This is a genomic window from Bradyrhizobium sp. CCGUVB23 (assembly GCF_024199885.1).
Taxonomy (GTDB): Bacteria; Pseudomonadota; Alphaproteobacteria; order Rhizobiales; family Xanthobacteraceae; genus Bradyrhizobium.
Window position 1 is genome coordinate 8,661,154 of record NZ_JANADQ010000001.1, and the last position, 26,609, is coordinate 8,687,762.

At 64.5% G+C, this 26,609-nt stretch carries 20 protein-coding genes and 1 tRNA gene; 15 read left to right on the top strand and 6 right to left on the bottom strand.

The annotated features are described in order from the left end of the window. Positions 1-90 precede the first annotated feature (90 nt). Positions 91-1,284 carry a cystathionine beta-lyase gene (metC, locus tag NLN62_RS40515; protein WP_254112378.1) on the bottom strand — a complete coding sequence of 398 codons (1,194 nt, stop codon included), beginning with the start codon at positions 1,282-1,284 and terminating at the stop codon, positions 91-93. A 368-nt stretch (positions 1,285-1,652) separates the two neighbouring features. Here metC and NLN62_RS40520 point away from each other — a divergent pair, with 368 nt between their 5' ends. Genes NLN62_RS40520 through NLN62_RS40535 form a run of 4 tightly spaced genes read left to right on the top strand, consistent with a single transcriptional unit; the run spans position 1,653 to position 6,170 of the window. Further along, positions 1,653-2,669 (top strand): amino acid ABC transporter substrate-binding protein, encoded by a 1,017-nt coding sequence (locus NLN62_RS40520; RefSeq protein ID WP_254112379.1) that lies wholly within the window; start codon positions 1,653-1,655, stop codon positions 2,667-2,669. 26 nt (positions 2,670-2,695) lie between these two features. Then, positions 2,696-3,901 (top strand): amino acid ABC transporter permease, encoded by a 1,206-nt coding sequence (locus NLN62_RS40525; RefSeq protein WP_254112380.1) that lies wholly within the window; start codon positions 2,696-2,698, stop codon positions 3,899-3,901. Continuing rightward, positions 3,898-5,418 (top strand): amino acid ABC transporter permease, encoded by a 1,521-nt coding sequence (locus tag NLN62_RS40530; RefSeq protein WP_254112381.1) that lies wholly within the window; start codon positions 3,898-3,900, stop codon positions 5,416-5,418. The genes NLN62_RS40525 and NLN62_RS40530 overlap by 4 nt, the downstream gene beginning before the upstream one ends. A gap of 11 nt (positions 5,419-5,429) precedes the next feature. Beyond that, entirely contained in the window at positions 5,430-6,170 is a 741-nt protein-coding gene (locus NLN62_RS40535; RefSeq protein WP_027527064.1) for an amino acid ABC transporter ATP-binding protein, read from the top strand. A 105-nt stretch (positions 6,171-6,275) separates the two neighbouring features. Here NLN62_RS40535 and NLN62_RS40540 read toward each other — a convergent pair whose 3' ends face one another. The 4 genes from NLN62_RS40540 to NLN62_RS40555 form a co-directional block, all read right to left on the bottom strand. Beyond that, on the bottom strand, positions 6,276-7,310 hold the full coding sequence (locus tag NLN62_RS40540) for a cysteine synthase A (protein ID WP_027527063.1): 1,035 nt from the start codon (positions 7,308-7,310) through the stop codon (positions 6,276-6,278). Between the two features lie 84 nt (positions 7,311-7,394). Beyond that, positions 7,395-8,624 carry a cyclopropane-fatty-acyl-phospholipid synthase family protein gene (locus NLN62_RS40545; RefSeq protein WP_027527062.1) on the bottom strand — a complete coding sequence of 410 codons (1,230 nt, stop codon included), beginning with the start codon at positions 8,622-8,624 and terminating at the stop codon, positions 7,395-7,397. Positions 8,625-8,713: 89 nt separating this feature from the next. Then, the gene (locus NLN62_RS40550; protein WP_254112382.1) at positions 8,714-9,565 is read right to left on the bottom strand and encodes a DUF1365 domain-containing protein; all 852 of its coding nucleotides are present in this window, start codon (positions 9,563-9,565) and stop codon (positions 8,714-8,716) included. Positions 9,566-9,569: 4 nt separating this feature from the next. Next, on the bottom strand, positions 9,570-10,880 hold the full coding sequence (locus NLN62_RS40555) for an NAD(P)/FAD-dependent oxidoreductase (RefSeq protein ID WP_254112383.1): 1,311 nt from the start codon (positions 10,878-10,880) through the stop codon (positions 9,570-9,572). Between the two features lie 420 nt (positions 10,881-11,300). On the opposite strand from NLN62_RS40555, the gene NLN62_RS40560 reads away from it, so the two are divergent. From NLN62_RS40560 to NLN62_RS40595, 8 genes are all read left to right on the top strand, one after another. After that, positions 11,301-12,773 carry an efflux transporter outer membrane subunit gene (locus NLN62_RS40560; protein WP_156944751.1) on the top strand — a complete coding sequence of 491 codons (1,473 nt, stop codon included), beginning with the start codon at positions 11,301-11,303 and terminating at the stop codon, positions 12,771-12,773. Continuing rightward, positions 12,763-14,178 (top strand): efflux RND transporter periplasmic adaptor subunit, encoded by a 1,416-nt coding sequence (locus tag NLN62_RS40565; RefSeq protein WP_254112384.1) that lies wholly within the window; start codon positions 12,763-12,765, stop codon positions 14,176-14,178. Before NLN62_RS40560 ends, NLN62_RS40565 begins: the two co-directional genes overlap by 11 nt. Before the next feature lie 27 nt (positions 14,179-14,205). After that, the gene (locus NLN62_RS40570; protein WP_027527058.1) at positions 14,206-17,352 is read left to right on the top strand and encodes an efflux RND transporter permease subunit; all 3,147 of its coding nucleotides are present in this window, start codon (positions 14,206-14,208) and stop codon (positions 17,350-17,352) included. Further along, positions 17,352-20,453, top strand: a complete 3,102-nt coding sequence (locus NLN62_RS40575) for an efflux RND transporter permease subunit (RefSeq protein ID WP_254112385.1) — start codon at positions 17,352-17,354, stop codon at positions 20,451-20,453. The genes NLN62_RS40570 and NLN62_RS40575 overlap by 1 nt, the downstream gene beginning before the upstream one ends. Before the next feature lie 57 nt (positions 20,454-20,510). Continuing rightward, positions 20,511-21,251: a tRNA-uridine aminocarboxypropyltransferase gene (locus NLN62_RS40580; RefSeq protein ID WP_254112386.1), complete on the top strand. Its 741-nt coding sequence runs from the start codon at positions 20,511-20,513 to the stop codon at positions 21,249-21,251. A gap of 186 nt (positions 21,252-21,437) precedes the next feature. Continuing rightward, on the top strand, positions 21,438-22,154 hold the full coding sequence (locus NLN62_RS40585; RefSeq protein ID WP_027527055.1) for an ABC transporter permease: 717 nt from the start codon (positions 21,438-21,440) through the stop codon (positions 22,152-22,154). A 9-nt stretch (positions 22,155-22,163) separates the two neighbouring features. Next, positions 22,164-22,931, top strand: a complete 768-nt coding sequence (locus tag NLN62_RS40590) for an ABC transporter ATP-binding protein (protein WP_027527054.1) — start codon at positions 22,164-22,166, stop codon at positions 22,929-22,931. Between the two features lie 360 nt (positions 22,932-23,291). Beyond that, a tRNA-Cys gene (locus NLN62_RS40595) sits at positions 23,292-23,365 on the top strand. Positions 23,366-23,759: 394 nt separating this feature from the next. Here NLN62_RS40595 and NLN62_RS40600 read toward each other — a convergent pair. Further along, the gene (locus NLN62_RS40600) at positions 23,760-23,939 is read right to left on the bottom strand and encodes a hypothetical protein (RefSeq protein ID WP_027527053.1); all 180 of its coding nucleotides are present in this window, start codon (positions 23,937-23,939) and stop codon (positions 23,760-23,762) included. 262 nt (positions 23,940-24,201) lie between these two features. On the opposite strand from NLN62_RS40600, the gene NLN62_RS40605 reads away from it, so the two are divergent. The 3 genes from NLN62_RS40605 to NLN62_RS40615 all read left to right on the top strand — a co-directional run bounded on the left by NLN62_RS40605 (position 24,202) and on the right by NLN62_RS40615 (position 26,598). Next, a complete protein-coding gene (locus tag NLN62_RS40605; protein ID WP_027527052.1) occupies positions 24,202-24,462 on the top strand; it encodes a hypothetical protein in 261 nt (86 codons plus the stop codon). 290 nt (positions 24,463-24,752) lie between these two features. Beyond that, on the top strand, positions 24,753-25,916 hold the full coding sequence (locus NLN62_RS40610; protein WP_254112387.1) for a PspA/IM30 family protein: 1,164 nt from the start codon (positions 24,753-24,755) through the stop codon (positions 25,914-25,916). 10 nt (positions 25,917-25,926) lie between these two features. Next, the gene (locus NLN62_RS40615; protein WP_254112388.1) at positions 25,927-26,598 is read left to right on the top strand and encodes an OB-fold-containig protein; all 672 of its coding nucleotides are present in this window, start codon (positions 25,927-25,929) and stop codon (positions 26,596-26,598) included. The last annotated feature ends 11 nt before the right edge of the window (positions 26,599-26,609 follow it).

Here is a 26,609-nt window from a genome sequence, read left to right on the forward strand (position 1 = left end):
TACGACCGCGGATCAACGATTTTGTTGCAACGCGCCAATATCAACCTTTGTTGCGGCGCGTTTGCTAGGCGGGATGCCTAATCTCGAAGCTCAAATTGCCGCGTTGAAGGCAGCAAAGCCGCGATCGAGATCGGCCTTGAGGTCCTCGACGCTCTCGAGCCCGATGTGCAGACGCAGCGTCGGACCGCCCGGAGCCCACTTCGTTGCCGTGCGATAACTGTCGCAGTCGAAGGGGATAGCAAGGCTCTCGAAGCCGCCCCAGGAGTAGCCCATGCCAAACAGCTTGAGGCTATCGAGCATGGCATCGACGGCCTTCTGCGGCGCTGGCTTCAGCACGAGGCTGAACAGGCCCGAGGCGCCGGTGAAGTCGCGCTTCCAGATCGCGTGGCCCGGATCAGTCTCGATCGCGGGATGGAGCACGCGCGCGACCTCCGGCCGCTTGGCGAGCCAGCGCGCCACGTCGAGCCCCGAGCGATAGTGCTGCGCCAGCCGCACCGACAGCGTGCGCATGCCGCGCAATGCGAGGAAGACGTCGTCGGGACCGGCGCAGACACCGAGCAGGCGGATGGCTTCGGTCACCAGCGGCCAGGCTCTTGCATTGGCGGAGATGGTGCCGAACATGATGTCGGAATGGCCGCCGATATATTTGGTCGCAGCCTGCATGCTGATGTCGACACCCTGGTCGAGCGAGCGATGATAGAGCGGCGTCGCCCAGGTGTTGTCGTCGATGACGAGCGCGTCGCGGGCATGCGCGACCTCGGCAATCGCGCGAATGTCGGGCATCTCGAAGGACTGCGAGCCCGGCGCTTCCACCAGCACCGCGCGCGTGTTGGGCTTGAACAGAGCCTCGATGCCTGCGCCGATCAGCGGATCGAAATAGGTGATCTCGACGCCGTACCGCGCGAGCAGGCCGTTGCAGAAATTGCGGGAGGGCCGATAGACGTTGTCGCAGACGAGCAGGTGATCGCCTGCCTTCAGCACCGCGAGCAGGGTGGTCGTGATCGCAGCCAGGCCCGACGGCGCAATGCCGACGCCGACGCAGTTCGGTCCCTCCAGCGCCATCAGCGTCTCCTGGAGCGCCCTGGTGGTGGGCGTGCCGTGGCGGCCGTACTGGAACTCGCCGCGATGGGCGTGCAGGTCCTCGGCGGTCGGGTAGAGCACGGTCGAGCCGTGGACGACCGGCGGATTGACGAAGCCCTTCTGTGCCTTGGTGTCACGGCCGGAGGTCACCAACCGGGTGTCGGGGTGCTGCGAAAAGGGCTTTGCGCCCTCGGAAGAATTCATGCGAGTGCTTTCAAAGGCGATTGTGGGCGAGGGGAAAGCCCCTCGCGGGACGGCTGGTTGGCCGCGTCTCGTAATAACAGATCACAGAAGAGTCCCGTCAACCCCTTGACCCGGCTCGCCAGTCGTTCTGTGATGCGCAGGTGCTATTCTGTCGCCGCATGTTGAGGGGCTTGCCGCGACCTTTCGATCCACCGCCTGACGGACCATGCGTGACAGCCTGGGTCCTTTAAGGTTTTCGGCAGGGATCTCGGGGTTGGCCCACAGCTTGCACGACGTTCAGCGAATGATGTTCAACGAACGTTCCTCTACGCCCTTTAGAGATGACCGTACGTCGCGTCCCAAGCGACGTCCTTGAAAGGCCACAGCCCATGAAACGCGTAACTTTGGTTCTCACCCTTGCTCTCGCCGCCGGCCTGTCCGCCCCGGCCGCCCAAGCGCAAACGATCAAGACGATCAAGGACAGGGGCATGCTGTCCTGCGGCGTCAGCCAGGGCCTGCCGGGCTTCTCGTCGCCGGACGACAAGGGCAACTGGACCGGGCTCGACGTCGACCTCTGCCGCGCGGTCGCGGCGGCCATCTTCAACGATGCGACGAAAGTCAAATACGTGCCGACGTCCGCAAAGGACCGTTTCACCGCGCTGCAATCCGGCGAGATCGACATGCTCTCGCGCAACACCACCTGGACGATCTCGCGCGATACCTCGCTCGGCGCCAATTTCGCCGGCGTGAACTACTACGACGGCCAGGGCTTCATGGTGAAGAAGTCGCTCAAGGTGAATTCGGCGCTGGAACTCAACAGCGCCTCGGTCTGCGTCCAGACCGGCACCACCACCGAGCAGAATCTCGCCGACTACTTCAAGGCCAACAACATGAAGTACGAGGTGATCGCGTTCGCCACCAACGACGAGACGGTCAAGGCCTATGAATCCGGGCGCTGCGACGTCTTCACCACGGACCAGTCGGGTCTCTACGCCAACCGCCTGAAGCTTGCCAATCCCAACGACCACATGGTGCTCCCGGAAATCATCTCCAAGGAGCCGCTCGGCCCGATGGTGCGTCACGGCGATGATCAGTGGTTCGACATCGTGAAATGGACCCTGTTCGCGATGGTCACGGCCGAAGAGCTCGGCATCACCTCCAAGAACGTCGACGAGAAGGCGAAGGCGGACAATCCGGAGCTGAAGCGCGTCCTCGGCACCGACGGCAATTTCGGCGAACAGCTCGGCCTGACCAAGGACTGGGTGGTCCGGATCGTGAAGCTGGTCGGCAATTACGGCGAGGCGTTCGACCGTAACGTCGGCTCCGGCTCACCGCTCGGTATCGCCCGCGGTCTCAACAGCCTCTGGAACAAGGGCGGTCTCCAGTACGCGCCGCCGATCCGCTGATTTGATCAAGCCCACGGCTTGCGGCGATGAGCACCGAGGCCCGTAAACCACCACCGCAGATCGCGCTGAAGCTGAGGCGCGCTCTCGGTGGTAAGGCTGGCTGGAACGGCGTTGCCGTCCAGCTTGCCTTCGCCGCGATCCTGGGCTGGATGGCCTATGAGATCATCTCCAATGCCCGCGCCAACCTGGAAAACCAGCACATTGCTGCCGGTTTCGGCTTCCTGAGGAACAACGCGGGCTTCGACGTCAATCAGACCCTGATCCCCTACACCGGCTCGGACACGTTCTTGCGCGTGTTCGTGGTCGGACTTCTGAATACGCTGGTGGTCTCGGTGGTGGGCATCGTCTTCGCCACCGTCATCGGCTTCATCGTCGCGCTGTGCCGGCTCTCGCCCAACTGGCTGCTGTCGCGTGTCGGCGAGATCTATGTGGAGATCATCCGCAACCTGCCGCTCCTGTTCCAGCTACTGTTCTGGTACCTCGCTGTGCTCGCGGCCTTGCCCAACCCGCGGCAGAGCATCTCGCTGCTGGGCATCGCCTTCATCAGCAATCGCGGGCTGGTCGTTCCCAGCCCGATCGGCGAGAGCGGATTCGTGCCGTTCCTCGCGGTGCTTGCGTTCGGCATCGTTGCCTCGCTTGCGTTGCGGATCTACGCGCGGCGTGCGCTCTATCAATACGGCCACGTGATCCGCATCTGGCCCTACGTGCTGGCCCTTCTGTTCGGACTCCCGCTCGTCACGATGCTGATATTCGGTCTGCCCTTCACCTTCGAACTGCCGCAGCTCAAGGGCTTCAATTTTGCCGGCGGCTCACGGATCATTCCGGAATTCGTGGCGCTGGCGGTGGCGTTGTCGACCTATACGGCCGCTTTCATCGCCGAGATCGTGCGCGCCGGTATCCTGTCCGTGCACAAGGGACAGATGGAGGCGGGATCCTCGCTCGGCCTGAGCCGCGGCACCACGCTGCGGCTGATCGTGGTGCCGCAGGCCATGCGTGTCATCGTGCCGCCGCTGACCAACCAGTATCTCAACCTCACCAAGAACTCCTCGCTTGCCGTCGGCATCGGCTATCCCGATCTGGTCTCCGTGTTCGCCGGCACGTCGCTCAGCCAGACCGGGCAGGCGATCGAGATCATCGCCATGACGATGGCCGTCTACCTCCTGATCTCGCTCTTCACCAGCGCGGTCATGAGCGTTTATGGCTGGCGCATCAATCGGAGCCTGGGAGCATGACGGATATCACCGCGTCATCCTTCGTTCGCCAGGACCTCGTTGCGGAGCGGCCTGCGCCGGTGAAGACCACCGGCTTCGTCGGCCTCGTGCGCACGCGCCTGTTGAGCTCGCCGACCAACATTCTCTTGACGATCATTGGAGCATTGCTGCTCTGGTACATGGTCATTCCCGCCTTCAGGTTCCTGCTGGTCGACGCCGTCTGGACCGGCAAGGACCGTACGGCGTGCCTGCCCGAGAATGCCGGATATGTGGTCGGTGCCTGCTGGCCCTATATCCAGGCGAAGCTTCCGCAGCTCATCTACGGCTTCTATCCCGAGGCCGAACGCTGGCGGGTCAATCTGACCTTCATCCTGGCGGCAGTTCTCTTGCTGCCGCTGCTCATTCCGCGCCTGCCGGCGAAGGGGCTCAATGCCGGGCTGTTCTTCTTCGCCCTTCCGGTGGTCGCGTTCTTCCTGATGCACGGCGGCGGCATCACCGGTTTCGGCCTGAGCTGGACCGCCGGCCTGCTGCAACTGTTCGATGACAGCGTCATCGGCGCGGGGCAGGTGCTGGTCAGCCTCGGCAAGAGTTCGGCCATCGGGCCGCTGCTCTGGGTCGTCGGAAACTTCATCGTGCTGGTCGGCACCGCGATCCAGTGGCTGATCTTCCCATTGACCTGGCTGCGCGATCAGATCCAGGCGAGTAGCCAGTCGGTCTGGATCGATTTCGCGATCACGACCATCGTCGTCTCGCTGATCCTGTTCTTCCTCGGCGGGGGAATGCGCACCGGCTGGCGCGCGCTCGCAACAAGCATAGCGACCTTCATCGGCATGGCGATCGTGATCAAGCTGATGGGGCTCGATCACGGCGGCCTGCCGATCGTCGATACACGCCTGTGGGGCGGGCTGCTGGTGACGCTGGTGGTCGCTGTGACCGGCATCGTCACCTCCATGCCGATCGGCATCGCGCTGGCACTCGGGCGCCGCTCCACGATCCCGCTGATCCGGATCTTCTCGATCGCCTATATCGAATTCTGGCGCGGCGTGCCGCTGATCACCGTGCTGTTCTTCGCCACCTACATGCTGCCCCTGTTCCTGCCGGGCAATTTCACGGTCGACGGCCTGGTGCGCGCACTGATCGGCATTGCGTTGTTCACCGGCGCCTATCAGGCCGAAAACATTCGCGGCGGGCTCGCTGCGGTTCCGCGCGGGCAGGGGGAGGCGGCTTCCGCACTGGGGCTGTCCTGGTGGAAGACCACCTCGCTGATCGTGCTGCCGCAGGCGCTGCGCCACGTCATCCCGAGCCTCGTCAACAGCTTCATCTCGCTGTTCAAGGACACCTCGCTGGTCTCGATCGTGGCGCTGTTCGACCTGCTCGGCTCGCTCAGGGCATCCTTCTCCGACCCGGTCTGGTCAACGCCGTCGACGGCATTCACCGGCTTTGCCTTCGCCGGCGTCCTCTATTTCCTCTTCTGCTTTGGAATGTCGCGCTACTCGCTCTTCGTCGAGAACCGGCTCAACGCTCATCGCCGCAACTGAACAAGGTCACCATGTCCACCAGCCCGATCGTCAAGATTTCCGGCCTCAACAAATGGTACGGCGACTTTCACGTCCTGCGCGACATCGATCTCGAGGTCGAGAAGGGCGAGCGCATCGTGATCTGCGGCCCGTCGGGCTCAGGCAAGTCGACGCTGATCCGCTGCATCAATGCGCTGGAGGAGTTTCAGGAGGGGGAGATCGTCGTCGACGGCATCGAGCTCGGGCCGAACCTGAAACACATCGACGCAGTGCGCCGCGAGGTCGGCATGGTGTTCCAGAGCTTCAATCTGTTCCCGCACCTCACGGTGCTCGACAATTGCACGCTGGCACCAATCTGGGTGCGCAACATTCCCAAGAAGGAGGCCGAGGCGACTGCGATGAAATTCCTGGAGCGGGTCAAGATCCCGCACCAGGCCAACAAGTTTCCGGGCCAGATGTCCGGCGGCCAGCAGCAGCGCGTCGCGATTGCGCGCGCGCTCACCATGAACCCGAAGGTGATGCTGTTCGACGAACCTACCTCGGCACTCGACCCCGAAATGGTCAAGGAAGTCCTCGACACCATGGTCGACCTCGCCAAGGAGGGCATGACCATGCTGGTCGTCACTCACGAAATGGGCTTTGCGAAGGAGGTCGCCAACCGCGTGGTGTTCATGGACGCCGGTCAGATCATCGAGTCCAACACGCCGCAGGAATTCTTCGCCCACCCGCAGCACGCGCGCTCACAGTTGTTCCTGAGCCAAATCCTGCGGTGATCTGCTCGTGAAGGGTGGGCAAAGGCGTGTAGCGCCGTGCCCACCATCTCTCCACGATCGCGACAGAAGCGGTGGGCACGCTTCGCTTTGCCCACCCTACGAGCCTCACACGAACGGCGGCTTGATGTTGCTGCGCTTCTCCAGCCAGGTCGGCACCGGCAGATTCTTGGCGCGCATGAAGTCCGAATTGAAAAGCTTCGACTGGTAGCGGCTGCCGGAATCGGCCAGCACGGTGACGATGGTCTTGCCGGGGCCGAGCTTCTTCGCCAGGTGAATGGCACCGGCGATGTTGATGCCCGTCGAGCCGCCGAGGCACAGGCCCTCGTGCTGAAGCAGATCATAGATGATAGTGACGGCTTCCTCATCGGAGATCAGGAATGCGTCATCCACGTTCGCGGTCTCCACGACCGGTGTCTTGCGTCCGAGGCCGATGCCTTCGGTGATCGAATCGCCCGGCGTCGACTTGAGCTCACCATTCTTGAAAAGTTCGTACATCGCGAAGCCGTGCGGATCGGCACAGGCGGTGACGATGTCCTTGTTCTTTTCCTTCAGGTAGCGGCTGATGCCAGCGAGCGTACCGCCAGTGCCGACCGAGCAGATAAAACCGTCGACCTTGCCGCCGGTCTGCTCCCAGATCTCGGGCCCGGTGGATTCGTAGTGCGCCTTGGCATTGTCGAGGTTGTTCCACTGGTCGGCGAACAGCACGCCGTTGGGCTCGCTCTTGCGCAGCTCGTCAGCGAGCCTGCGCCCGACATGCTGGTAGTTGTTGGGATTGGCGTAAGGCAGCGCCGGCACCTCGACGAGCTCGGCGCCGCACAGCTTCAGGAAATCCTTCTTCTCCTGGCTCTGGGTCTCCGGAATCACGATCAGGGTGCGATAGCCGCGCGCGCTCGCCACGACCGCAAGGCCGATGCCGGTGTTGCCGGCGGTTGCCTCGACCACGAGGCCGCCCGGCTTCAGCTCGCCGCGCTTCTCGGCCTCCAAGATCATCCATTTGCCGGCGCGGTCCTTCACCGACTGGCCGGGATTCATGAATTCGGCCTTGCCGAGAATGGTGCAGCCGGTCTGTTCGGACGCACGCTTGAGCTTGATGAGGGGGGTGTTGCCGATGGCTTCGACAACGTCGTTTTTGATGGTCATGTCAGGCAATTACCGGCTGGTTCTGTGAGGTGATCGAGACCCTAAAGTAGGGTCTGCGGCCACACAAGGCGAGGGTACAAAGTCTTAATGCTGCTTTGCGAAGACGACCTGCCGGACGTCGATATTCCCGGAGAGGAAACCGGCCTCGCAATAGGAGAGATAGTACTCCCAGAGCCGCCGGAACCGATCGTCGAAGCCGAGCGGCACGAGGTTCGGCCAGGCGCTGCGGAAGTTATTTCGCCAGGTGGCAAGCGTCTTGGCATAATCTTGCCCAAAGATGCGCTCCCGGATGACAGGCACGCCAAACGTCTCGCCCAGCGATTTGAGCACGGCGGGCGAGGGCAGCATGCCGCCGGGAAATACGTAGCGCTGGATGAAGTCGACCTCGCGGCGATAGGTCTGAAACAGCCCGTCCTGGATGGTGATGGCCTGGATGCCGGCAAGGCCGCCCGGCAGCAGTCGATCACGCAGTTGCGCGAAATATTTCGGCCAAAACTGCTCGCCGACGGCCTCGATCATCTCGATCGAGGCAATGCGGTCATACCGGTCGCGCTCATCGCGGTAGTCCTGAAGGCGGATCTCGACCCTCTCGGCGAGGCCGGCGTCCTGGATGCGCCTCTGCGCGAAGTCGCGCTGCTCGGTTGAGATCGTCAACCCGACAACATGCGCGCCAAAAGTCTTGGCCGCGTATTCGGCAAAGCCACCCCAGCCGCAGCCGATCTCGAGCAGCTTCTGTCCCGGCTTGAGATCGATGGCTTCGGCGAGCCTGCGATACTTGTTGGTCTGGGCTGCCGTGAGATCCGTGGTGTGCTCCTCGAACAGCGCCGAGGAATAGGTCATGCTCGGATCGAGCCAGGCCGAATAGAAGGCGTTGCCGATGTCGTAATGCGCATGGATGTTGCGCCGCGCCTGGCGCCTGGTGTTGCGGTTGAACCAGTGCCGGAGCACCTGGACGAGGCGCATCAGCGGCTTGTCGCGGAGCATGGCCTGGATCAGGTCGTGGTTGACGCAGAAGAGATAGAGGAACTGCGTGAGATCGGGCGTGTCCCAATCGCCGGCGAGATAGGCTTCCGCAATCCCGATATCGCCGCCATTGATCAGGCGCGGGGCAAAATCGTAATTGTGCAGCCGCATCACCGCATTTGGGCCCGGCTCAAAGCCGCCGAGCCGGATGATGCGACCGTCGGGCAGGATCACGTCGAGCGTGCCGCGCCTCAGACGTGAGCCGAAGGCGAGCGCGAGGCGGACCAGACGCGGCAGGTCGGCGAGGACCGTCTCGACATTGTCGGGGGTGACCGGAATCGCGTTCGACATCGGCATCACCTGAACTGGCACTGTCCGACCACTCAGGCAGCCGCGCCCATCCCGGTTCTCGCTGGACCCGAGAGCGCCCCCGCAGGCAGTCAGCGATGAATAGTATAAACGCGCGGCTCGGCGGCCGCCAAGCCGGTTTGATCGGCAGCCTGACCGTCGAGCCTGCCTGCGACGTTCGGTCGTGGTGTCAGCCGCACCCCCTTGAGCCAGAGCCGCAAGGCTTCCCAATGGATTGCCGCTATCACCTTGAGGGTCACGAGCGGCAGGGCGACGAACGACCGCAACAACGTGCGCGATGTCAGCGCGCGGCGGCGGCCGCTGAAGGTTGCCGCGAGCAGTGGGCCGTCGCGGTCGGTTTCGAGGATGCGCAGGCGAACGGTATCAGACGGCGGATGGAGGCGGAAATGGTAGCGCATCTCCATCGCGATGAAGGGGGAAACGTAGAACTGCTTGTCCTGCTGCTGCCGCAGCCCGGCGGCGCTCATCTCGCCTGATACGACCGGCAGGACATAAGGATGGATGTCGCCAAAGGTGTTGCGCACCTCGTAGATGACCAGCGCGAGCTCGCCGCCTGCGCGATAACAGAAATATACCGACAGCGGATTGAAGCCGTAGCCGAGCAGACGGGGATAGCAGAGCAGCATCACCCGCCCGCCGGTCAGATCGACACCGCGCCCTGCGGCGCAGCGCTGGGCGTAGACGCGCAAGGAGGAGCCGTCGCGCTCGCCGTGATCGGCCTCGTGGAAACTGTAGAGGCCTGCGCGATTGACGCCGAAGAGGACCGATTGCCGGTCTGCTTTCTCGAGCCGGTCGAGATCGATCAGGAGGCTCATGACGCGATAGCTGAAGCGGTGGCCGATCGGCTTCAACCGCGCATGCATGACATCGCCGACATAGAGCGATGCGGCGTCCTTTGCGAGCAGGGTGGTCTCTGTCGCCATCGCGCTACTCCGCGGCTTGCGCCAGCTCGACCGGCACCTCGCGCCAGGCGGCGACGGCGCCGAGCGCCTCGGCGACGCGAAGGCCCGAGCGCAGGCCGTCCTCGTGAAAGCCATAGCCGGTCCAGGCGCCGCAGAACCAGGTGTGCCGGCGTCCCTGGATCTCGCCGAGCCGCTTCTGGGCGACGAAGGCGGCGGCACTATACTGCGGATGCTCGCAGACATGTTTGCCGAAGGTGAGCTCCGGCGCCGGCGCGAACGGCGGGTTGAGGCTGACGAACAGCGGCTTGTCGGGATCGATACCCTGAAGCCGGTTCATCCAGTAGGTCACGGCGACGTCATTGGCGATCCTGCCCTCGCGCTGCCAGCGCAGGAAATTCCAGGACGCCCAGGCGCGCTTCCGCTTGGGCATCAGCCTGATGTCGCGATGCAGATAGACCGTGTTCGGCGCAAAGCCGATCGCGCCGAGCAGGTAGCGCTCGTCCGCGTCGGCATCGGACAGCATGGCGAGCGCCTGGTCGCTGTGGGCGGCGATCACCAAATGATCGAAATTGTCGTGCCGGCCGTGGCTGTCATGGACGACGACGCCGCGCGCGGTGCGCTCGATCGCGGTGACGGCGCAGCCGAGCCGGATGTCCCTGAAGGTCGCAGTCAGCTTCTCGACATAACGCTGGCAACCGCCCTTGACCGTGCGCCAGACCGGGCGGTCGTGATGCAGCAGGCGGTGATTGTCGAAGAAGGCGACGAAATTCTCGGCCGGAAAGTCCAGCATCTCGTCGTCCGGCGTCGACCAGATGGCGGCCCCCATCGGGGCGAGATAGTCGGCGAGGAGCCGCTGCGAGAAACGGCGTTGCGCGAAATATTCGCCGAGCGTCAGGCCGGCGAGGCCCCCGGCATGATAGTCGGCAACGCTTTGCCGGTTGAACCTCACGATGTCAGCGAGCATGCGGAGATAGGACGGCGAGAGCAGATTGCCGGGCTGGGCGAAGAGCCCTGCACCCGTCGACCACCAGTCGTTGCCGCCCCCGCGCCACTCGAATCGCCCGCCGTCAGCGGAGACGGCAAAGCTCATGCAGCTCTCGACCGTCTCGACGCCGAGATGGGCGAACATTGCGGTCAGGTCGGGATAGTTGAGTTCGTTATAGACGATGAAGCCGGTATCGACGGCGATCGGCGTGCCGTCATAATCGACCGTGACGGTGTGGCTGTGCCCGCCGGGGCGCTGCTCGCGCTCATACACCGTCACCGGATAGCGTCGTGAGAGCGTCCAGGCCGCCGCGTTGCCGGCAATGCCCGTTCCGATCACCGCGATGCGCATGTTCAATGCCCCTGCCGCTTGATGTCGGAAGAGCTACGGTGCGCTGCGGCGCAGGTTTCAGTGGAGGGCACCCCTTCTGTGGCCGTCCCGATCCCGCTGTGGCGACAATATCACATGAAATGTTGGTAAGCTTTCCGCCTGCCGGGGAGCGGGTCCAAATGCGGAAAAGTCCTAAAAAGATAGGCAAAACCAGCGTGTTTCGCGACTTCGTGAAGCCCGTTTGTGGGGCGGGCTTCGCGGTTGCGGGACTGTCCGCCCCGGTCACGCCCAGCTAATATGCGGAACGGTTCCTGGAAAGCATCACGCTGTGAACGAAACGGAGACCACGCCCCAACTGATCTGCCGCGAATCGGTTAATCCGGCCGCGCGGTGGCAGTTGCGTCTGCCCGGCAGGGGGTGGATGTGACCCGAAGATTCCCGATGGTCGCCGTCCGGCGATCGTACGGTCCCGCACGTGAGCTGCTGGTTGGGCTGCCGGGCGCAGCCAGCCGGGTGCTGGCGCTTGGGCTGGCACTGAGCTCCGCCGGCTGTGTGCTGACGCAGGATTTGCCCGATCCGGCGCTCGACGTGCCCAGCCGATACAAATACGCCGGCAAGCCCGATGCGCCGCCGCCGCTCGACTGGTGGCGCGGCTTCCGCTCGACAGAACTGACGCAATTGATGGAGGAGGCACAGACCGTCAACCTGGACATCGCCGCCGCCGTCTCGCGCATCTTCGAGGCCGACGCCCAGGCGCGGCAGGCCGGCGCGGCCCTGCTTCCAAGCCTGTCCGGCTCGGGGTCGGAGACCTATTCGCGCACGTCCGGCTCCTCAGCCTCCGGTCTCACCAATGGTGGCCGCGAGGTCGTCAACTATTCGGCCTCGCTCAGCGCCAGCTACCAGCTCGACTTCTGGGGCCAGAATCGCGACGCGCTGCAGGCCGCGGAAGAGACCGCCACAGCCAATCGGTTCGATCGCGATGTCGTCGCGCTGACGACGCTGGCCAGCGTGGCCAACGCCTATTTCCAAGTGCTGGCGTCGCAGGACCGGCTGCGCACCGCGCAGCGCAACATCGCCAGTGCGCAGCGCATCCTCGATGCCATCAAGGAGCGGCGCAAGGCGGGCACGGGCACCGACCTCGACGTCGCGCAGCAGGAGAGCGTGGTGGCGAACCAGAAGGCGCTGGTGCCGCCGCTGCGGCAGACGCTCGACCAGAACATCAACGCGTTGGCCGTGTTGGTGTCGCGGCCGCGGGAGAGCGTGCGCATCGCGGGCGGGTCGATGAACCAGATCGCGATCCCGCGGGTGACGCCGGGCCTGCCGTCGGAATTGCTGACGCAAAGGCCGGATATCCGGCGGCAGGAGGCGCAGCTCGCCTCCGCGACGGCCAACATTGGCAATGCACGGGCGCAATTCTTTCCGAGCATCCAGTTGACGGGGAATGGCGGCTATCAGAGCGCCGCACTGGTATCCCTTTTCCAGCCGCACGCGGCCTTCTTCCAGCTCGTTGGCAGCGCAACCCAGCCGATCTTCGACGGCGGCAGGCTCCTCGGCAATTTCGAGTTCACCCAGGCACGCCAGGAGGAATTGCTCCAGATCTACCGCAAGACCATCGTCCAGGCCTTTGCCGACGTTGACAATGCGCTGTATTCGATCAAGCAGACGACGATCAGGCTGCAATTGCAGCGCGACGTGCTTGCGTCGTCGCGTCGCGCCTTCGAACTTGCCGAGCAACAGTTGCGCGCTGGAACGGCCGACATCGTGGCCGTGCTGAACGTCCAGCAGACACTATTTCAGGCGGAAGATGCGCTGTGGCAGGCGCAGCTTGCCCGTCTGCTCGCGATCGTCAGCCTGTACCAGGCATTGGGCGGCGGCTGGGAGCCGAGAATGGAGAAACCGGTCAATGCTCTTTAAGCCGGACACGAAGAAAGGGGCGAAGGACGAGGCGGCCAAGCGCGGCTCGTCCCGGCGCGGCCGCCGCTTTGTCTCCACGCTGATCACGCTCGCGATCCTCGGCGGGCTCGGCTATCTCGGCTGGATCGCGTGGCACCAGAAGCCGGCCAATGACCGCAATGCGCGGCCCGATCTGCCCGTGCCCGTGCTGGCGGCGTCCCCGCGCGTCCAGGACGTGCCGGTCTATCTCGACGGCGTCGGCGCGATCCGCGCGCTCAACACCGTCACCGTGCGCTCGCAGGTCGACGGCAAGCTGATCGCGGTAAATTTCATCGAAGGCCAGGACGTCAAGAAGGGCGACGTGCTCGCGGAAATCGATCCAGCGATCTACCAGGCGCAGTATGATCAGGCTGTGGCGAAGAAGGCCCAGGACCAGGCCCAGCTCGCCAACCAGCGCATCGACCTCACACGCTACGAGCAGCTTGCGGCCTCCAACGCCGGCTCCAAGCAGCAGGCCGACACCCAGCGCGCGCTGGTCGCGCAGACCGAGGCGCTGGTCAAGGCCGACCAGGCCGCGATCGACAACGCGGCGGCGACGCTGAGCTACACCAAGATCGTGGCGCCGCTCTCGGGCCGCGCGGGTCTTCGCCAGGTCGACCAGGGCAACATCATCCATGCCTCCGACATCACGGGCCTCGTCGTCATCACGCAGTTGCAGCCCATCGCGGTGTGGTTCAGCCTGCCGCAGCAGCAGATCATGCGCGTCAACGCCGCCGCGTCGAAAGGCGCGTTGCCGGTCGACGTGTTCGGCAATGACGGCATCACGGTGATCGACACCGGAAAGCTGACCGGCATCGACAACCAGGTCGATCCGACGACCGGCACGCTGAAGCTCAAGGCGGAATTCCCCAACGCCAGCTACCAGCTCTGGCCGGGCCAGTTCGTCAATGTCCGACTCAAGGTCGAGACGCTGCCGAAAGCGCTGGTGGTGCCGACATCGGCCGTGCAGCGCGGGCCGATCGGAACCTTCAGCTATGTCATCGGCGAGGGCGATATCGTCTCGGCAAAACCCGTGACGGTGACGCAGCAGAACGAGCACGACGCCGTGATCGCAAGCGGCCTGTCGCCGACGGATCGCGTCGTCACCACGGGCTTTGCCAATCTCTCCGACGGCTCCAAGGTGATCGTCGGCCGTGACGACCAGACGCCGTCAGCCGATCTTGCGCCGCGCAAGCGCACCCGCGCGCCGGATGCCCAGAAGGGCGGTCAAGCCAAGGATGGCGCCAAGGATGGGCAGGCCAAGGACGGTCAAGGCAAGGACGGCGAGCGCCGTGTCAAGCGGCAAAGCGGCGAGGGCGACCAGAAAGGCCAGACTGGACCGGCACAGGGGGCAGATTCATCGGGCAGTGGAGCGAAGCAGCCATGACCCCGACCTCGACCGACTGATCGTGTCATGGGCGTCTCCGAACCCTTCATTCGCCGGCCGATCGCGACCTCGCTGCTCGGCATCGCGCTGCTGATCGGCGGCGCGCTCGGCTATTTTTCGCTTCCGGTCTCGGCGCTGCCGCAGGTCGACTTCCCGACCGTGCAGGTGACGACGCAGCTGCCGGGCGCGAGCCCCGACGTCATCGCCTCGCTCATTACCGCGCCGCTGGAGCGGCAGCTTGGGCAGATCCCGTCGCTGTCCGCGATGAACTCGACGAGTTCGTTCGGCGTCAGCCAGATCTCGCTGCAATTCGATCTCAACCGCGACATTGACGGCGCGACGCAGGACGTGCAGGCCGCGATCAACGCCGCCGCCGGCGTGCTGCCGAGGACGCTGCCTTACCCGCCGACCTACGCCAAGGTGAACCCCGCGGATGCGCCGGTCATGACCCTTGCGCTGCGCTCCGACACGATCTCGCTGCGGGCGATGAGCGACATTGCCGACACGATACTCGCACAGCGGCTGAGCCAGATTTCGGGCGTCGGCCGTGTCTCGGTGCTGGGCGGGCTGAAACCGGCGGTGCGCATCCAGGCCGACTTGGCACGGCTGGCTGCCTATGGCATCGCCATGGAGGATCTGCGCAGCGCGATCTCCAATGCCAACGTCTCGGGCCCGAAGGGTTCACTCGACGGCGCGCAGCAGTCCTACCTGATCGCAGCCAACGACCAGATCGCCGCGGCCGATGCCTATCGGCCGATCATCGTGGCCTACCGCAACGGTTCGCCCGTCACCATCGGCGATATAGCGCAGATCGTCGACGGCCTGGAAAATGACCGGACCGGTGGTTGGTACCAGGGCACGCCAGCGGTGATCATCGACATCCAGCGCCAGCCCGGCGCCAACGTGATCGACGTGGTCAGCCAGATCCGGGCGGAGATCCCGAAAGTCCAGCGCGCGATCCCGGCGGGCGTGAAGCTGACCGTGGTCTCGGACCGGACCGTGACCATCCGGGCCTCCGTCCATGACGTGCAGTTCACGCTGATCCTCGCCGTCGTGCTGGTGACGCTGGTCGTACTCTTGTTCCTGCGCTCGTTGCGCGCAACCGTGATCGCGGGCGTCGCGCTGCCGCTGTCGCTGATCACGAGCTTCGGCATCATGTATTTCGCCGGCTTCAGCCTCGACAACCTGTCGCTGATGGCGCTGACCATCGGCACAGGCTTCGTGGTCGACGATGCCATCGTGATGATCGAGAACATCGTCCGCCATATGGAGAATGGCGAGAGCGCGATGCAGGCTTCGCTCAGGGGCGCCAGCGAAATCGGCTTCACCGTGATCTCGCTGACGGTGTCGCTGATCGCCGTCTTCATCCCGCTTCTGTTCATGTCGGGTCTCGTGGGCCGGATGTTCCGCGAATTCGCGCTGACGCTGACGATCGCCGTGGTGACCTCGGCGGTGGTCTCGCTCACCCTGACGCCGATGATGTGCTCGCGCCTCCTCAAGCACGCCCATGAGGAATTGGCGGTCCCAGGGCTCGCCGCGGTCAGCCGCTTCATCGACTGGACCGTCGGCTTCTATCACCGCAGCCTGTTATGGGTGCTGGATCATCAGCGCGCGACGCTGGTCGTGACCTTCGCCACGCTGATCGCGACCCTGGCTCTCTACGTTGTCGCGCCCAAAGGCTTTCTGCCGCTCCAGGATACGGCCTCGATCACGGCAGTGACGGAGGCTGGCCCCGACGTCTCGTTCGCCGAGATGCAGAAGCGACAGACCGAGGCCGCCGATGCCATCAAGGCCGATCCCGACGTGGTCGGCGTCGTCTCGGTAATCGGGGCGGGCTCCGTCAACCCGACCACCAATGTCGGGCGCCTCGTCATGACGCTCAAGCCGCGTGGCGAGCGGCGCGACGACGTCAGCGTGGTCGTCGACAGGCTGAAGAACCGGGTCGCCGCGATCCCCGGTATGACCGTGTACTTCCAACCGGTCCAGGACGTGCAGATCTCGACCCAGTCGAGCCGCTCGCAATATCAGTACACGCTCACCGGCACCGACGCGGCATCCGTCTCGGAATGGTCGCGCAAGCTGGTCGCCGAGATGCGGCGAGATCCGCTGTTCCGCGACGTATCATCGGAGGCACAGGAAGGCGGCTTGCGTGCCCAGCTCGACGTCGACCGGACCCGTGCCGGACAGCTCGGCGTCAACTTGCAGGCCGTCACCGACACCCTGAACGATGCCTTCGCGCAACGGCAGATATCCACCATCTACGGCCAGGCCAACCAGTACCGCGTGGTGCTGGAGGCGCTGCCGATGTATCAGCGCGATCCGTCGATCCTGTCAAAGCTCTATCTGCCGGGCGCTGCCAGCAGCACCGTAGGCGCGCCTAACGCCCAAGTGCCGCTGTCGGCCGTGGCGACGCTCACACGGACCACGGCACCGCTGGCGATCTCGCACCAGGCGCAATTCCCGGCGGTCTCGCTCAGCTTCAACCTGGCGCCGGGGGCAGCTCTCGGCGAAGCGGTCGATGCGGTGAAAGCGATCGAGACCCGCATCGGCATGCCCGGCAGCATCGTCGGCGTCTACGCTGGCGATGCCGCGGAATTCGCCAAGGCCCTCGCCGGGCAGCCCTGGCTGCTGCTTGCGGCCGTCATCACGATCTACATCGTGCTGGGCGTGCTCTATGAGAGCTACATCCACCCGATCACGATCCTGTCGACGCTGCCGTCCGCAGGCGTCGGCGCGATCCTCGCGCTGGTCCTGTGCGGCCAGGACCTCTCCGTCATCGGCCTGATCGGCATCATCCTTCTGATGGGCATCGTTAAGAAGAACGCCATCATGATGATCGACTTCGCGCTGGAAGCCGAGCGCGGGCAGGGGATGGCGCCCACGGAAGCGATCGTGCAGGCCTGCCTGTTGCGCTTCCGCCCGATCATGATGACGACGCTCGCGGCGCTGTTCGGCGCGCTGCCGCTGGCAATCGAAAGCGGCACCGGCTCGGAGCTGCGCTTTCCGCTCGGCATCTCCATCATCGGCGGCCTTCTGCTCAGCCAGTTGCTGACGCTCTACACCACCCCGGTGATCTATCTCGCGCTCGACCGGATCAACCGCCGCCTCGAGCGCGCGCTGCCCCCGGCCGAGCCGGGAGGCCCGCCGGTTGCGGGCGCAACCGAGGGCATGTGATGGCATCGATCTCGGAGCCCTTCATCCGCAGGCCCGTCGCCACCACGCTGCTCTCGATCGGGCTGTTTCTCCTGGGCGTCGTGGCCTACGAGTTCCTGCCCGTCTCCTCGGTGCCGAACGTCGATTTTCCCGCCATCTTCGTCTCTGCCAGCCGTCCTGGCGCCGATCCTTCGGTAATGGCGGCAACCGTCGCCGCGCCGCTGGAGCGGCGCTTGGGTGAGATTGCCGGCATCAATCAGATCACCTCGACCAGTTCGCTCGGCATCAGCAATATTCAGCTGCAATTCAACATCGGCCGCGACATCGATCGCGCCGCACGCGACGTGCAGGCCGCCATCAACGCCTCGCTGGTGGACCTGCCGAGCGATCTGCCGGCGCTGCCGCGCTTCCGCAAGGCCAACACGGCGGGTGCCCCGGTCTACGTGCTGGCGCTGACCTCGAAAACCCTCACCACCAGTGCGATCTATGACGTCGCCGATACCGTGCTGGCGCAACGCATCTCGCAGGTGCCGGGCGTGGGCAACGTGACGATCAGCGGTGCGGACCAGCCGGCGGTGCGCATCCAGCTCAATCCGGTCGCGCTGTCGAATGCCGGCATCGCAACCGACGACGTGCGGACCGCGATCATCAACGCCAATCCGCTCGGCCCGGTCGGCATCTTCAACGGCGAGCGCCAGAGCGAGACGCTGGCGCTGAACCGGCAGATGCGCACGGCGAAGGAATTTCGCGACGTCATGATCAAGAGCGCGAACGGCAACTACGTCCGGCTCTCCGACGTCGCCGAGATCGAGGATTCCGTGCGGAACGCCCGCTCGATCGCCTGGTTCAACAAGCAACCGGCGGTGATCATTCAGATCACCAAGCAGGGCGATGCCAACGTCATCGACACCGTCGACCGCGTCAAGGCGCTGATCCCTGAGCTGAAACAATGGATTCCGGCAGGGGTCGAGATTTCGACCCTGGTCGATCGCACCGGCACGATCCGCGCCAGCGTCGAGGACATGCAGTGGACGCTGCTGGCGACCGCCGTCCTGGTGATGGTGGTGGTGTTCGTGTTCCTGCGGCGGATCACACCGACGATCGCGGCGGGCATCTCGGTGCCGCTGGCGCTCGCGGGCACCTGCGCCGGGATGTGGCTTGCGGGGTTCTCGATCGACAACCTCTCGCTGATGGCGCTCGCGATCTCCGTCGGCTTCGTGGTCGACGACGCCATCGTGATGATCGAAAACATGTTCCGCAATCTCGAGCATGGCATGCGGCCCTTCCAGGCAGCGCAGGAGGGGGCGAAGCAGATCGGCTTCACCGTGCTGTCGATCAGCCTGTCGCTGATCGCGGCGTTCACGCCGCTGATCTTCATGGACGGCATCGTCGGCCGGCTGCTCCGCGAATTCTCGCTGACACTGACCTTTGCGATCGTGGTCTCGACGCTGGTCTCGCTCACGGTCACGCCGATGATCTGCGCCCATTACATCCGTCAGACCACCTCGGGCACGGCGACGCTGTTCGACCGCGTCATCGAAGGCTCGCTGTCGCGCATCGTCGCCTTCTATGCCCGAACCTTGCGCACGGGGCTCGAATTTCCGCTGCTGACCTTGCTCGTCTTCTTCGCCACTATCGGGCTGACGGTGACGCTCTACATCAAGATCCCCAAGGGTTATTTTCCGACCGACGACTCCGGCTTCGTCATCGGCGCAACGCGGGCGTCTGCCGATATCTCGTTCCAATCGATGCTGGGTCTGCAGCAGCAGCTCGCCGACATTGTGATGGCCGACCCGGCCGTCGCCGGCATCGGCTCGGTGCTGGGCGGCGGCGGGCCCGGCCCGGCCACCTCGAACCGCGGCACCATGTTCATCAGCCTGAAGCCGCCGGCCGAGCGGAACTATGTCTCGACCGAGATCGTCATCGATCGCCTGCGCCGCAATCTCTATCGCGTCGCCGGCATCCGCCTGTTCATGTTCGCGGCACAAGACGTCCGCACCGGCGGACGGCAGAGCGACTCGAACTACCAATATACGCTGTCGAGCACCGATCTCGACCTGTTGCAGCAGTGGGCGCCGATCGTCGCCAAGCGAATGGAGACGGTCGAAGGCATCACCGACGTTTCCGCCGATCGCGATCCGGGCGGATTGCAGCTCACCCTCTCCATCGACCGCCAGAACGCCTCGCGGCTCGGCGTCCGCGTGCAGGACATCGACAATGCGCTGAACAACGCGTTTGCGCAGCGGCAGATCTCGATCATCTACACCCAACGCAACCAGTACATGATCGTGCTCGAGACCGACCCGAAATTCCAGGTCGACCCGACCAATCTCGACCGCATCTATGTTGCGGGCGCCAATGACGTGCAGGTGCCGTTGTCAGCCGTGGTCCGCGCCCAGCGCGGGCTCGCCTCGCTCGCCGTATTTCACTCGCAAGGATTCCCTTCGACGACCGTCTCGTTCAACACCTTGCCGGACGTGCCGTTGCAGGTCGCGACCCAGAACATCCAGCGCGCGGTCGAGGAGCTGCACATGCCCGAAGGCATTCGCGGCAGCTTTGACGGCAACGCCGGCGATTTCGCCCGGACCAGCGGCCGGCAACCGCTGCTGATCCTTGGCGCGCTGGTGGCGATGTATATCGTGCTCGGCGTGCTCTACGAGAGCCTTGCCCATCCACTCACGATCATCTCGACCCTGCCATCAGCCGGGCTCGGGGCGCTGCTCGCGCTCCAGCTCACCAACACGCCGCTGACGGTGATTGCCTTCGTCGGCATCATCCTCCTGATCGGCATCGTCAAGAAGAACGGCATCATGATGGTCGACTTCGCTCTCGATGCCGAGCGGCAGCGCGGCCTGTCCTCGGCGGATGCGATCTTCGAGGCCTGCCAGGCGCGCTTCCGCCCGATCCTGATGACGACCATGGCGGCGCTGTTCGCCGGCATTCCGCTGGTCATTGCGACCGGACCCGGCACGGAACTGCGGCGTCCGCTCGGCATCACCATCATCGGCGGACTGTTCGTATCGCAGATCCTGACGCTCTACACGACGCCGGTGATCTATCTCTTGATCGATCGCCTGCGCCGCCGCTCCGAGCCGGGCGCAGCGCATGTGCCGGCGGAATAACGGTTGTTGAAGGCAATAACGGTTGTTGAAGGCTTGGGCCAAGCGTATAGCGGCTGGATGTCGAACCCGTCTGACGTCGCCACCATAGCGCCCGAACCCGTCGCCGATTGTCCGCACTGCCAGAAGCCGATGCCGCTGTGCATCTGCGACAGCGTCACGCCGCTCGACAGCCGCATCGCGCTGCTGATCCTTCAGCATCCGCAGGAGCAGGACAGGGCACTCGGCACCGCGCGGCTGACGGCGCGGCATTTTGCCGATGCGACGGTGCGGGTCGGGCTGTCATGGCCGAGCCTTGCCAAGGCGCTTGGGCAACCCGTGGCGGATCCCGCGCGCTGGGCGGTGCTCTATCTCGGATCGGCGCGCGCCACTGATCTCGATAGCGACGCCGAGATCATCGCGCTTACGCGCAAGGGAGATATCGCCGACAACCAACGCGCCATCCTGAACAGGATCGAGGGCGTGGTGCTGCTCGACGGCACCTGGAGCCAGGCCAAGGCGCTGTGGTGGCGCAATCCCTGGATGCTGAAGTGCCAGCGCGTGATCCTCAATCCCGCAGCCCCCTCACGCTATGGGCGCTTGCGACGCGAGCCGCGCCGCGACGGGCTTGCCACCATCGAGGCTGCGGCCATGATGCTCGCGAGCCTCCAGCAGCGTCCGGATATTGCCGAGACGCTGCATGCGAGTTTTGAACGGATGTTAACACGCTATCGCAAAGTGCTGGCGGAGATGCCGGAACTTGCGCCAAAACCGGCAGGCCGAGGCCGCCGGCGCGATTTTCGCCGCAGCCGCCGCGGCTGACCGCCTGCGCCAAGGGCTTGCCCGCTGCGGAGCGGGAAGATAGAGACTCGGGGGCAGATATTGCCATCCCGTGATCGGGCCTAGCGTTGGAAAGCCAGGAGCGGGATGGGAAGTCGCATTCAGGCTGCGGCCAGAGAAATCGTCCGGCAAGGCGCGCAATTCGATCGCTGGGGCACGCTTGCCCTGATGGACATCTCCTTGCGGTATCGCCGCACGGTGATCGGCCCGCTCTGGATCACGCTGACGCTCGCTGCAACCATCGCCAGCGTCGGCACGGTCTATGCGACGCTGTTCAAGCAGGACGTCGCGGTCTTCCTGCCGTCCTTCGCCGTCGGCCTGATCGTCTGGATCCTGATCGCCGCAACGCTCCAGGAAGGCTCCAACGTCTTCGTGGCGTCCGGCCATCTGATCAAGGCCGTGCCGGCGCCGCTGATCGTGCACGTGCTGCAGATGACGGCGCGCAACGTCGTCATCTTCCTGCACCATCTGCTGCTGGTCGGTCTGCTCTATGTCGTGATGCCCTGGCCGCTGCACTGGACCTTGGTGCTCGCCGTTCCCGGCTTTGCTATCCTGCTGGTCACGCTGGTCGGCGGCGCGACTGCGCTCGGGCTGCTCTGCGCGCGCTTTCGCGACATCGGATCGGCGATCGTCAGCGGTCTGCAATTCATCTTCTTCCTCACGCCGATCATCTGGACCGAGGACGCAGTGCGCGGCACCGCCTTCCACTGGCTGACGCGGGTCAATCCGTTCGCAACGTTGCTCGATCTCGTGCGCAAGCCGCTCTTGTCGCAGCCGGCCGATCCGGAGCAATGGCTGCTCGGATCGCTCTACGCGATCGGCATGGCGCTGATCGGCCTTGGCTGCTACGCGAGATACCGCCATCGCGTGGCGTACTGGCTCTAGGTGCGCGCCATGAGCTCCGCTGCCTACATCGTGCTGCGCAATGTCTCGGTCGCGTTTCCCGTGCTGTCGTTTCGCGACCGCTCGCTGCGCAGCCGGTTCGTGCGCGCGGTGACGTTGCGCAATGCCGGCAATGCGCCGCGCCCGCACCTTGTCTCCGCGCTGAACGGGGTCGATCTCGATATCCACGCCGGCGACCGGCTCGGCATCATCGGCGCCAATGGCGCCGGCAAGACCACGCTGCTCAGGGTGCTGGCCGGCATCTACCATCCGACCGCAGGCACGGTCGATGTCTGCGGCCGCTGCCTGTCGCTGTTCGATCTCGCCGCCGGTTTCGACGAAGAGGCGACCGGCTACGAGAACATCCTGCGGCGCGGGCTGGTGATCGGAGCGCGGCGTACCGAGATCGAGGCGCGGCGTGCGGAGATCGCTGAGTTCACCGAGCTCGGCGACCGGCTCGACCTGCCGCTGCGTACCTATTCCAGCGGCATGATGCTGCGCCTGATCTTCGCGGTCGCAACTGCGATCGAAGGCGAGATCGTGCTGCTCGATGAGTGGATCGGCGTCGGCGACCAGCAGTTCCGCAGGAAAGCGCGCCAGCGGCTCGACGCGATCGTGGCGCGCGCCGGTATCCTCGTGCTCGCCTCGCACGACATCGATCTCATCAAGAACACTTGCAACCGCGCGATCCTGTTGCGCGAGGGACGTATCGTTGCCGCAGGTTCGACCGAAGAGATCCTCGGCCAATACCTGGCTGGCGCCGGCGAGGGCAGGGGCTGACTCCCGGCTGTTGGCCCTCTGAGTCGGATGCCTCGGCTGGTTCGCGTTTGTGACCTGACCAAGGCGGGCGCGGCAAAAAAAAACGAAATTATGTGCTGGAGCCCATCGCAACGCTGAGCGATCGTAGAAATCGAGCACCACGGGCTAAAGTGGTGCCACAGGGAAAAGCGCTCATGCTCGCCGCGCTCGAGATTAATTTTGCGCTGTGGGGGATGATCATCTGTGCAAGCATCAAGCTCGCTCAGATGTTTGGGTAGCGGCCGCCCCGCCGCAATTTGGACGACCTTCCACAACTGATCGGAAGTCGGACGAAGGCGGTTGCCTAAGTCCTTGATCCCCTATATCAGTCCGGCCTTACGGGGCCACGTGGCGGAGTGGTTACGCAGCGGTCTGCAAAACCGTTTACACCAGTTCAATTCTGGTCGTGGCCTCCATCACAAACTCCTGATTTCCCAGCACAATTACGCCGGCGCGCGGGGGCTTTTTTCCGCCGGATGCTGGGACGCGCCCGGAACTCACCCGGATTTGTCCGGGGTTGGCGGTTGAGCGCGATTCAGGTGCCTTGGCATGAAGATCGCATCACCTAGATCTGGATGATGAATCCTCGAACCGAGAATCCTGGAGCGCACGTGGGCGAGATCGTCCGATTTATTCCGAAGTCCGAGATCGAGCGGGCCCGTCTGATACGGGAAGCCCGCGCGATCTATGAGAGCATCTTTCCGTCCACTGGTCCCGTCAGGGATCCGCGTGAGTCGGACGACCAGTCGGGCGCCCAAAGCTGATTGGTTGACGCGGAGCTAACGGAGAAAGGAGCGCGGGACGTCGCGATCAGCCGGCGGCGTACCAGCCATCCGGAAACGGCAGCAGCGGCCAGGCGCCCTCGTTATCGTTGGCGGCTTTGAGCGGCGCGTCAAAATTCCACGAGCGGGGCACGAATTCCTCCTCCGGCACGGGCTCGATGGCGGCCCGCACGGCATCCAGCAGCAAGTTGAACTCGGCTTCGCTCATCGCATCCTCCGGACTCAGTCCCGACGGCGCAAATTCGCAAAACCGGCTTTTTTCCCAATTGAGCGGATCGATCGAATTTTATCGATCCGGCGATCGGCGCTCGATTGGTTAGCGTTTCCCTAAGAAACCCGCGCGGAAGCTAGGCGGTTCCACCGCCCGGACAGTGTGAAAGAGATCACATTCCCAGAAGTTTCTTTCCCGTAAGTCTTACGTGACGCCGGCCGAGGTGGGCCGGGGGCTAAGCCGACGGGAGACGTCAGTCATGAAGGCGAGGTTCCTGAAGTTCGCAGGCGTGAAGAGCCGGGCCCGCCGGGCCTCGACTCTCGGATTGTTCCTGACGCTGTTTGCTTCCGCCGCTCATGCGCAAGGCACGCCCGAGCAGCGCCGGGCCTGCACCCCCGACGTCTATCGCCTCTGCGCCGGAGAGATCCCCAACGTCCGCGCCATCACCGCGTGCCTGCGGCGCAACAAGACGAGCCTGAGCGAGGCCTGCCGCGCCGTGTTCGAGCAGGCGGGCGGCTGAGCCGGCCACCTGTGGGTTCGTGCGCAGCAAGTTGGCGCATGTACAGTCGAAATCGACGCCGTTGCCCTGTGGATATGCTGCGGACAAGCTGTGCGTGGCCGCTGCCGGCCGTTCCCATTTCGATGAAAATTGCAACCACCGCGTGCAAGAAGTCTTGATCGGCGGTGATCTATCAGTGACCGGCCGCCTTGAACGCCGCCGGTATCAGCGGCGACTAACCAATACAGTGCATAAGGATCAGTGGAACGTGATCGTCGATCCCCCTTGTAAAGCACCAAAATGGTGCTTTAGTGCTTTCCGTGAGCCCATCGCCCCGACAAGCGCCATCCGCGCTGCGTTACAGGCTCGCCCCTGAGCCGGCCGTCAAAGCCGCGCTGGAGGCGACCTTCGAGGCCTATGACCGCATGATGGAGATCCTGGAGGAGGTTGCCCGCACGCATAATGTGGGCTCCAACGTCGTGCTGCTGCATGCCCACGCCTACGACGCGATCCGAAAACAGACCGGGCTGCCGTCACGCCTGGTAACGCTGGGCCTGCGCGACCGCGCCGACTATCGCGCGGCAAGCGGCCGGCGGCTGCCGCTCGACGACAAGCTCGCCAAGCTCAAGGGCCCGACCACGATCTCCATCGCCACCGTGCAGGGGCGCTTCAGCGTGCCGTTCGATTACGTCGGCTACGCCGAGGGCTGGGGACAAAGCGTGCCCGCCCATCTGATCCGGACCGACGACGGTTTCGAAATTCACTACGGCGTCACGCCGAACAATCTGCCAGAGGAGGAGAACGCCATGGATACCATCGCTGCCGCCCCCGAGAACTTCCTGTCCCGGGTCGGGCGCCTGATCGCGGGCATCGCCTATGACGCGATCGAGCAGGCCGAAGGCAAGAACAAGCTGAAGGTCGTGGGCCAGGCCATCCGCGAGATCGAGAACGCGGAGAACGAAGCGCGCGAGGCGCTCGCGGCCGCGCGCGCCGAGGAATATCGGCTGAACGCCCGGCGCAGCGAGATCGAGCGCGCGATGACCGATCTTGCCGAGAAGATCCAGGGCGCGATCGACGACAGCCGTGACGACCTCGCCCGCGCCGGCATCGCGCGGCAGATGGACCTCGAAGCGCAGTTCGAGGTGCTGTCGCGCGCGATCGACGAGAACAACGAGAAGATCGAGCAATGCGTCACCTCGCTGCGCGCGGTGCTCTCGGCACTCCAGGATGCCGAGCAGCGGCGCGCCGACCTCGAAAAAAGCGAGGCGGCCGCCGGCACGCATTCGACCGAAACGTCGAAGAAACAGACCGGCAACTCGGCCGCAGCAAAGGCGCTGCGTGCGGGCAAGGCGGTGGCGCGGGCCACCGGCGTGCCGGCGGGCATTCCGTTTTCGAGCGACATCGACGAGCTCAGCGCGTTGCATCGCGACAAGGAGATCGCGGCGAGGCTTGCGCGGTTGAAGACGCGCTCCTGAGTTCGCTCCGATGAGCACATTGCTCGAACATGTAATGGCGCCGGAGGTCAGGCCGTTCGCAATCGCGGCGGCCATGATCGTCATCGTCGGATCGGTCGAGGTGGTCTCGATGATGGTCGGGGCTTCCCTGAGCGAGATCCTAGGCACCAACATCGATTTCGGCCACCACAGCGACAATGGTGTGATCAACGCCATCTCCTGGATCAATCTCGGTGGCGTGCCACTGTTGATCTTCCTCCTGCTGTTCCTCGGCGCCTTTTCGATCACCGGCTTCCTGATCCAGGACATTGCGCGGATGGTCGCCGGCCCGTTACCGGCGAGCGTCGCCGCGCTCGGCGCGGGGGCTGCGTCAATTCCGCTGGTGCGCATCTCCAGCGGCTTCATCGCCAGGATCATTCCAAAGGACGAAAGCTATGCCGTCGGCCTCGGAGATCTCGTCGGTCGTATCGGCGAGGTCGTCATCGGTCCCCTGGACCAGGGGCCGCCCGGGCGCGTCAGTGTCGCCGACGTCCATGGCAACCGGCATTTCGTCTGGGCGGTCGCGGCGCCTTCGTCCGAGCCGCTGGCGCAGGGAAGCCTCGTCCTGCTGGTCGATCGCGTCGGCACCCGCTTTTTGGCGGTGAAAGCCGACGATGAACTCAAACCATCCAAATCCACTCTAAGCAATCAGCAAAGTAATTAGCGGAGAAATCT